The following is a 6073-nucleotide window of genomic DNA, read 5'->3' on the forward strand; positions in this document are numbered from 1 at the left end:
GTCTGACGATGCGTGATTACGCCGAGGCCGTTCGTGTGTTCGATCATGGCAAGGCTGCAGCTGCGGCGCTGCATGGCAACCTCGAAGCCCTCAATGCCTGTGTCGAGTGCTGTGACCGCCATGCCGGCAGTGACAAGTTGGCCCTGCTTTACGTGGATCGCGACGGGAACAGCGCGCGTTACAGCTTTGATCAGTTGCAATTGCTGGCCGCGCGCTTCGCCAACGTGCTCAAGGCGCAAGGCGTGGGTGCCGGGGACCGGGTGGCGGGGCTGATGCCGCGCACCCCGGAATTGTTGGTGACCATCCTCGCCACCTGGCGCCTCGGGGCGGTGTACCAGCCCTTGTTCACCGCCTTTGGCCCCAAGGCTATCGAGCACCGGCTTGAACAATCCCACGCCCGCGTTGTTGTCACCGACAGCGTCAACCGCAACAAGCTGGACGATGTGCATGCTTGCCCGACCATCATCACGGTCAACGCCCGCAGCGGCGAACTGGATTTCCGCCAATGCCTGGAGGCTGCCGCAAGCATCTGCGAACCGGTCATGCGTTCGGCAGACGACCCGTTCCTGCTGATGTTCACTTCCGGTACCACGGGGCCTGCCAAACCGCTGGCCGTACCGCTGCGCGCCATCGTTGCCTTCCAGGGGTACATGCGCGATGCCATCGACTTGCGGCCCGAAGACAATTTCTGGAACCTGGCCGACCCGGGCTGGGCCTATGGCTTGTATTACGCTGTGACTGGCCCCTTGTCGCTGGGCCACGCCACCACTTTTTACGATGGCCCGTTCAGCGTCGACAGTTGCGCCCAGGTGATCGACAAGCTGGGCATCACCAACCTGGCCGGCTCGCCTACTGCATTTCGCCTGCTGATTGCCGCCGGCAATGGCTTTTCGGCGCCGGTAAGGGGCCGCCTGCGGGTTGTCAGCAGTGCTGGCGAGCCGCTTAACCCTGAAGTGATCCGCTGGTTCGCCGACGAACTGGGCGTGACCATTCACGACCATTACGGCCAGACCGAGCTGGGCATGGTGCTGTGCAACCATCATGGCCTGCAGCACCCGGTGCACCTTGGCTCGGCCGGCTTCGCGATACCGGGGCACCGAATCGTGGTGCTGGACGAGCAGGGCAACGAGCTGCCGGCCGGCCAGCCGGGCATCCTCGCGGTTGACCGCGAGCAGTCGCCGTTGTGCTGGTTCGGTGGTTACCACGGGCTGCCGACCAAATCGTTCGTCGGCAAGTACTACCTCAGCGGCGACACCGTCGAGCTGAACCAGGACGGCAGCATCAGCTTCGTCGGCCGCAGCGACGACGTGATCACCACCTCCGGCTACCGGGTTGGCCCGTTCGATGTGGAAAGTGCGTTGATCGAGCACCCTGCGGTGATCGAGGCTGCGGTGATCGGCAAGCCCGACCCGGAACGCACCGAGCTGATCAAGGCCTTCGTGGTATTGGCCAAGGGCATCGTCGGCAGCGCCGAGCTTGAAGAAACCTTGCGTCAGCACGTGCGCCAGCGCCTGTACGCCCACGCCTACCCCCGCGAAATCGAATTCGTCAGCGAGCTGCCCAAGACCCCGAGCGGCAAGCTGCAACGCTTCATCCTGCGCAACCAGGAAGTCGCCAAACAAAACGCGCAACAGGCCACCCCTGCCAGCGCCTGACAGGAAACCGATCATGCAGATAGCCAACAAACACTTCATCGTCAGCGGCGCCGCCTCCGGCCTGGGTGCCGCCACTGCGCAGATGCTGGTCCAGGCCGGTGCCAAGGTCATGCTGGTCGACCTCAATGCCCAGGCCGTCGAGGCCAAGGCCCGCGAGTTGGGTGACAGCGCCCGCTTTGCAGTGGCCGACATCAGCGACGAGCAGGCCGCACAGGCGGCGGTCGATGCAGCCGTCAGTGCCTTTGGCAGCCTGCACGGGCTGGTCAATTGCGCGGGCATCGTCGGTGCCGAGAAGGTGCTGGGCAAGCAAGGCCCGCATGGGCTGGCCAGCTTCGCGAAGGTCATCAATGTCAACCTGGTCGGCAGCTTCAACCTGCTGCGCCTGGCGGCGGCGGCCATGGCCGAAGGGGCAGCCGATGAAGGGGGCGAGCGCGGCGTGATCATCAACACCGCATCCATCGCCGCCTACGATGGCCAGATCGGCCAGGCTGCCTACGCTGCCTCCAAAGGCGCCATCGCCAGCCTTACCCTGCCCGCCGCCCGCGAACTGGCACGCTTTGGCATCCGTGTGATGACCATTGCCCCCGGCATCTTCGAAACACCGATGATGGCCGGCATGACCGAAGAAGTGCGTGCGTCGCTGGCGGCTGGTGTGCCGTTCCCGCCGCGCCTGGGTCGCCCGCAGGAATACGCCGCGCTGGCCCGTCACATTATCGAGAACAGCATGCTCAACGGCGAAGTGATCCGCCTCGACGGCGCGCTGCGCATGGCTGCCAAGTAAGGAGAACGAACATGACCCTCGCCAACGACCCGATCGTAATCGTCAGCGCCGTGCGCACGCCCATGGGCGGCCTGCAGGGCGACCTCAAGAGCCTGACCGCGCCGCAACTGGGCAGCGCGGCCATTCGTGGCGCCGTCGAGCGTGCCGGCATTGATGCCGCCAGTATCGAGCAGGTGCTGTTCGGCTGCGTACTGCCGGCCGGCCAGGGCCAGGCGCCGGCACGCCAGGCAGCACTGGGTGCCGGGCTGGACAAGCACACCACCTGTACCACCCTGAACAAGATGTGCGGCTCGGGCATGCAGGCGGCGATCATGGCCCATGACCTGCTGCTGGCCGGCACCGCAGACGTGGTGGTGGCGGGGGGCATGGAAAGCATGACCAACGCCCCCTACCTGCTGGACAAGGCCCGTGGCGGCTACCGCATGGGCCACGGCAAGATCATCGACCACATGTTCATGGACGGCCTGGAAGATGCTTACGACAAGGGTCGCCTGATGGGCACCTTTGCCGAAGACTGCGCCCAGGCCAATGCCTTCAGCCGTGAAGCCCAGGACCAGTTCGCCATTACCTCGCTGACCCGTGCCCAGGACGCGATCAAGAGCGGCCGCTTTGCTGCCGAGATCGTGCCGGTAGAAGTCGCCGAGGGTAAGGAAAAACGCCTGGTCAAGGATGACGAGCAGCCACCCAAGGCGCGTCTGGACAAGATCCCGCAGCTCAAGCCGGCCTTCCGCGAAGGCGGTACGGTGACGGCGGCCAACTCCAGTTCCATTTCCGACGGTGCTGCGGCGCTGGTGCTGATGCGTCGCTCCGATGCCGAAAAGCGTGGCCTCAAGCCGCTGGCAGTGATTCATGGCCACGCCGCGTTTGCCGATACGCCTGCGTTGTTCCCTACCGCACCGATCGGTGCAATCGACAAGCTGATGAAACGCACCGGCTGGAACCTGTCCGAGGTCGACCTGTTCGAGATCAACGAGGCGTTTGCCGTGGTCACCCTGGCGGCCATGAAGCACCTCGACCTGCCCCACGACAAGGTCAATATCCACGGCGGTGCCTGTGCCCTCGGCCACCCGATTGGCGCCTCTGGCGCACGCATCCTGGTGACCCTGCTGTCGGCCCTGCGCCAGAACAACCTGCACCGGGGCGTGGCGGCCATCTGCATCGGCGGTGGCGAAGCCACGGCCATGGCTGTCGAATGCCTGTACTGAGGTGAATCATGCTGGTAACTGACGAGCAACAACAGATCGCCGATGCGGTATGTGCCTTCGCCCAGGAGCGCCTGAAGCCGTTTGCCGAAGAATGGGACAAGGCGCACCGCTTTCCGAAAGAAGCCATCGCCGAGATGGCCGAACTCGGCCTGTTCGGCATGCTGGTGCCGGAGCAGTGGGGCGGTAGCGACACGGGCTACGTGGCCTACGCCATGGCCCTGGAAGAAATCGCCGCCGGTGATGGTGCCTGTTCAACCATCATGAGCGTGCACAACTCGGTGGGCTGCGTGCCTATCCTGCGTTTCGGCACCGAGCAGCAAAAAGAGCAGTTTCTCACCCCGCTGGCGACGGGTGCGATGCTCGGTGCCTTCGCCCTGACCGAACCGCAGGCGGGCTCCGATGCCAGCAGCCTGAAAACCCGTGCAAGGCTCGACGGCGACCACTATGTGCTCAACGGCAGCAAGCAGTTCATTACCTCGGGGCAGAACGCCGGGGTGGTGATCGTGTTCGCCGTGACCGACCCAGAGGCCGGCAAACGTGGCATCAGCGCGTTCATCGTGCCGACCGATTCGCCGGGCTACCAGGTGGCGCGGGTCGAGGACAAACTCGGCCAGCATGCTTCCGACACCTGCCAGATCGTGTTCGACAACGTGCGCGTACCGGTGGCCAACCGCCTGGGCGCCGAAGGCGAGGGCTACAAGATCGCCTTGGCCAACCTTGAAGGTGGCCGCATCGGTATTGCCTCGCAGGCCGTTGGCATGGCGCGCGCAGCGTTCGAAGTGGCGCGTGACTACGCCAACGAGCGGCAAAGCTTTGGCAAGGCGCTGATCGAGCACCAGGCCGTGGCCTTCCGTCTGGCCGACATGGCAACGAAAATTGCCGTGGCCCGGCAGATGGTGTTGCATGCGGCCGCGCTGCGTGATGCCGGGCGCCCGGCGCTGGTGGAAGCGTCGATGGCCAAGCTGTTTGCCTCGGAAATGGCCGAAAAGGTCTGTTCGGATGCCTTGCAGACCCTGGGTGGTTATGGCTATCTGAGTGACTTCCCGCTGGAGCGGATCTACCGCGACGTTCGGGTTTGCCAGATCTACGAAGGCACCAGCGACATTCAGCGCATGGTCATTGCGCGCAATCTTTGAAGGAGCAGACTGCATGGCATTCGAAACCATCCTGTTGGACATCCACGGCAAGGTCGGCCTGATTACCCTCAACCGCCCGCAGGCGCTGAATGCGCTGAATGCGCAGATTGTCGGCGAGATCAACCAGGCCCTGGACCAGCTTGAACGCGACCCGAACATCGGCTGCGTGGTGTTGACGGGTTCGGCCAAGGCCTTTGCCGCTGGCGCCGACATCAAGGAAATGGCCGACCTGCAATACCCGCAGATCTACGTCGACGACCTGTTCAGCGATGCTGACCGTATCGCCAATCGGCGCAAGCCGATCATTGCTGCGGTGTCTGGCTTTGCCCTGGGCGGCGGCTGCGAGTTGGCGATGATGTGCGACTTCATCCTGGCCGCTGACAACGCCAAATTCGGCCAACCGGAAATCAACCTCGGTGTGCTGCCGGGCATGGGCGGCACCCAGCGCCTGACCCGTGCGGTGGGCAAGGCCAAGGCCATGGAACTGTGCCTGACCGGCCGCCTGATGGGCGCCGAAGAGGCTGAGCGTGCTGGCCTGGTGGCGCGTATCGTGCCGCAGGCGGAGCTGGTGGAAGAAGCGCTGAAGGTGGCGGCGACCATCGCCAGCAAGTCGGTTCCGGTGAGCATGATGGTCAAGGAAAGCGTCAACCGGGCGTTCGAAGTTACCCTTAGCGAGGGTGTACGGTTCGAGCGTCGGGTATTCCATGCGGCCTTCTCCACCGAGGACCAGAAAGAAGGCATGGCCGCGTTCATTGCCAAGCGCGAGGCGCAGTTCAAGGATCGTTGATCAGGCTTCATCCGTTGCCGTTGCCGTTGCTTTTGCTTCTAAGCGCGCGATAGTCCAGGCGACGCAGATTGCGACTTCAGGAGGCCGAGCGAAGGGCTTGCGGAGGGAGGTGACGGGCATGGATGCCCGTCAAGCGCTGAGGCCCCATGGATGGGGCCTGCAGCGCGTACTCCCGGGAGCAAGCCCGCAGCGAGGGGACCCCGGAGCGAAGCGCAGGGGCCGGATGATGGGAGCGAACGGTTTTTGGTTCCTTTTTGCCACGACAAAAAGGGACCCGCCGTAAGGGCGGAAAGGTGACTGAGCGCCACCTGCGCGAATGAATACCTACTCGATGTGAATGCCCACATCCAAGAAGCAAGAAGCAAGATTCGTCTGTATTGAATCAGCGAACAGTCCATTTGCGATGGCGACGCTGACTCACCTTTTCGCCCTTACGGCGAGTCACTTTTTGTCAAACGCGACAAAAAGTAACCAAAAAACGCTGCGCTCCCATCATCCGGCCCCTGCGC

5 protein-coding genes are annotated in these 6073 nt (G+C 63.8%); all 5 read left to right on the top strand.

Annotated features, from left to right (window positions below; translation table 11 throughout):
- Positions 1-8 precede the first annotated feature (8 nt).
- Genes ACQKPZ_RS14925 through ACQKPZ_RS14945 form a run of 5 tightly spaced genes read left to right on the top strand, consistent with a single transcriptional unit; the run spans position 9 to position 5564 of the window.
- Complete coding sequence (locus ACQKPZ_RS14925) at positions 9-1655, top strand: AMP-binding protein (protein WP_427539300.1); 1647 nt, start codon at positions 9-11, stop codon at positions 1653-1655.
- Positions 1656-1668: 13 nt separating this feature from the next.
- Entirely contained in the window at positions 1669-2436 is a 768-nt protein-coding gene (locus ACQKPZ_RS14930; protein WP_391138047.1) for an SDR family NAD(P)-dependent oxidoreductase, read from the top strand.
- Positions 2437-2447: 11 nt separating this feature from the next.
- Complete coding sequence (locus ACQKPZ_RS14935) at positions 2448-3641, top strand: acetyl-CoA C-acyltransferase (RefSeq protein WP_427539303.1); 1194 nt, start codon at positions 2448-2450, stop codon at positions 3639-3641.
- 8 nt (positions 3642-3649) lie between these two features.
- Entirely contained in the window at positions 3650-4777 is a 1128-nt protein-coding gene (locus ACQKPZ_RS14940) for an acyl-CoA dehydrogenase (RefSeq protein ID WP_427539306.1), read from the top strand.
- A 13-nt stretch (positions 4778-4790) separates the two neighbouring features.
- The gene (locus tag ACQKPZ_RS14945; RefSeq protein ID WP_391138056.1) at positions 4791-5564 is read left to right on the top strand and encodes an enoyl-CoA hydratase; all 774 of its coding nucleotides are present in this window, start codon (positions 4791-4793) and stop codon (positions 5562-5564) included.
- The last annotated feature ends 509 nt before the right edge of the window (positions 5565-6073 follow it).

Origin of the sequence: Pseudomonas sp. NPDC089547, from assembly GCF_050280665.1 — a bacterium.
Taxonomy (GTDB): Bacteria; Pseudomonadota; Gammaproteobacteria; order Pseudomonadales; family Pseudomonadaceae; genus Aquipseudomonas.

Coding starts and splice junctions, on each gene's coding strand:
- ACQKPZ_RS14940 (WP_427539306.1), top strand. CDS start 3,650: ATGCTGGTAACTGACGAGCAACAACAGATCGCCGATGCGGTATGTGCC.
- ACQKPZ_RS14945 (WP_391138056.1), top strand. CDS start 4,791: ATGGCATTCGAAACCATCCTGTTGGACATCCACGGCAAGGTCGGCCTG.
- ACQKPZ_RS14935 (WP_427539303.1), top strand. CDS start 2,448: ATGACCCTCGCCAACGACCCGATCGTAATCGTCAGCGCCGTGCGCACG.
- ACQKPZ_RS14925 (WP_427539300.1), top strand. CDS start 9: ATGCGTGATTACGCCGAGGCCGTTCGTGTGTTCGATCATGGCAAGGCT.
- ACQKPZ_RS14930 (WP_391138047.1), top strand. CDS start 1,669: ATGCAGATAGCCAACAAACACTTCATCGTCAGCGGCGCCGCCTCCGGC.